The 2,519-nt window shown below is 52.8% G+C and carries 1 protein-coding gene; it reads left to right on the top strand.

What is annotated here, in order from left to right:
- Positions 1-195 precede the first annotated feature (195 nt).
- On the top strand, positions 196-2,469 hold the full coding sequence (locus AC58NV_RS23475) for an FG-GAP repeat domain-containing protein (RefSeq protein ID WP_497229298.1): 2,274 nt from the start codon (positions 196-198) through the stop codon (positions 2,467-2,469).
- The last annotated feature ends 50 nt before the right edge of the window (positions 2,470-2,519 follow it).

Raw genomic sequence — 2,519 nt, 5'->3', positions numbered from 1 at the left:
CTCTCTAAAGGAGTTCAACAGAAACGGGAGCGACTGACAAAACTAACCCTTGCTCCAGATTAGAAGGCCGCTTGCGCCACGATTGAGAGATTTGCGGGATTGCATAGCCTCATGGAGGCCAGGATGGACCTTGAACGGACAGGTGGATTTTCACCAGCGTGAAGTCCCAGCATTTGCACTGCGGAAAGGATGAGAATGTTACAAATTGATAGTATTTCAAAGCTGGCAATGACTTTAGACGATGTCTGCGCGCTGGACCCGACACGACTTTCAAACCCGCAGTCCTTTCGAGAGTTTGCAGAGGGGATCGAATTGAATGCGGATTTTTTAACGAATGACCGTTGGTCACAGATGTCGCAGATGCAGATGTCGTCACCTGCTGCGCCCTTCGGCATTGTGATGCACGAGATGCTGCCGACGGCCTATCATGCGGCATGGCTTGAAAGCCTGGGCGGGCACATCGGCATCCGGATCACAGGTATTGGCGACTATACGCTTGTCGCACTCAATAGCCGTGTAGTGACACTCAGCGGACTTCCGACCGACTTTGTTAGCGGCGTTGAGATGGTCGACATCGAAATTGCCCCGGACATCTTCATGGCATTCTGCCGTGGGCTGTTGCTGGATGTCGCGGATGATGTCTTAGAAGGTGAAGATGAGTACGAGGACCGGGAAATCAGCGATGTCGAGCTCATGCTGCATGGCATGCCGTCGGGAGGTCGGTACATTCCGCCGGATCCGGATCCGGATCCGGAACGAGATGGATATGACATCACAGTCCGGCTAGAAGTCGACGCTGCTGCGGCCGACCCGAACAATAATATTCAGGTCCTTCTTAAAGGGCGCGGTGTTTATTCTGGAGAGCAGCTTAGTATTGTTCACATTAACACGGGAAACACGATGGGTTTGGATGGATCCGTTTTCCGTGGTGACAAGGTTTCTGTGTTGACCGGGGATTTCGACAATGATGGCAATGAAGACATTCTTCGCCACGAGTTTGCGGCGGATTGGAACTATGATAATTATGCTACGATTCAGGTTTGGCTGAATGATGGGGGCGGTTCTTTCTCCAAGGGGACTGTAGATTCCCAAGGAAACTCTATTGGTTTGGATGGAGGTCACTTCAATGGAAGCAAGTGCCTTGTTAAGGTAGCTGACTTCAACGATGATGGCTATGAAGATATTCTTCGCCACGAGTTTTCTGCGGATTGGAACAGTGACAACAACAATACTATTCAAGTTTGGTTGAACGACGGTGACGGATCCTTTTCCTTGGGGCCTGTTGATTCGGCGGGTAATACTCTGGGGCTAAACGGTACCTTTACCCGTGATGGGCTTGCCATTTCCAATTTTAACGGCCAATATTCTAGTGCGAGTATCACTGATATCAATGGAGATGGCATTCCAGATATTTTACACCACCGAAAGGAGTTTATAGAATCTCATGACAATACGTACCACTATATAACTTCCTATTTCGGGGATGGTGACGGTAGCTTCACTAAGGGCCCCGGTTTCTCCGGACAGGGGCTGCGTGACCATCTGTACATACGTGGCTTAGGCACTGGTAGGAACGAAGAATTGTCTGTGGCCGTCGGGGATTTGAACGGTGATGGAAATGCCGATCTTTTGGTTAGCAGTACTTTGGATGTCTATAACGGGAGCAACCAAAAAGTTTATACCTATATAGGTAACGGGGACGGTACTTTTGGAACTGGCTCTCTTACTCGCTACCGACGTTCACCTAATGAATGGTATGAAGTAGAAACTCTCACCGAAGATAATTACCCTAGAGTCTGCGGAGCGGACGCTTGCGGTGCAAACTTTAGTTCCCCTTGTGCGTCTTATACGGTTACCTCCGCGTCGTGTGGTGCTGCGGCTGGAGGCTGCGGTGCAGATTATTCAGGCATCGCCGGGTGGGCATGCGGTGCCGCCGCGAGTGGATGCGGGGCCAACTTTTCGCTAACCGGGGCATCGGCATGCGCTGTTGCCGGATCCGCATGTGCTGCCAACTTTTCGCTAACCGGGTCTGCAGCTTGTGTGGCCGCAGTTAGCGGCTGCGGTGCTAGAGCAGCTGTTACTTTCGCAGCTGCCTGCGGTGCCGCCGCCTCAGCATGCGGCGCGGCGGTATCCGCGACAGGACTTTCTGCATGCGGCGCTGCCGCCTCGGCATGCGGAGCGCAGGCCAGCCTAACGGGAATTTTTGGCTGTGGAGCTAACGCTGCCGCCTGCGGTGCCAATGCATCTATCACCTATATTGGAGGCTGTGGCGCAAACGCTTCCGCTTGCGCAGCAGCAGCTTCTGTCGGCATTTTGGGGGGGTGTGGCGCGAATGCTGGTGTTTGCGCTGCCGATGTTTCTTATGCGCCTTGCGGCGGCTATGCAGTGGCTTGCGTTGTTGATCTTGGGTGGGGTGTTGATGCCGGTGCCTGCCTAGTAAACCTCCTTCCGATCTTGCCTTCCTGTTGATTGGATTGTGGCATGGCGGTGTCCTCCACCGTCAAGCCCTCTTAACTCAT

The sequence above is a fragment of the Leisingera sp. ANG49 genome, from assembly GCF_059694505.1.
The sequence above is the reverse complement of the archived record's forward strand: the minus strand, read 5'-3'. Positions and strand labels throughout refer to the sequence as shown.

Excerpts from the sequence above, each read along its gene's own strand:
- AC58NV_RS23475 (WP_497229298.1), top strand. The coding sequence starts at position 196 with ATGTTACAAATTGATAGTATTTCAAAGCTGGCAATGACTTTAGACGAT.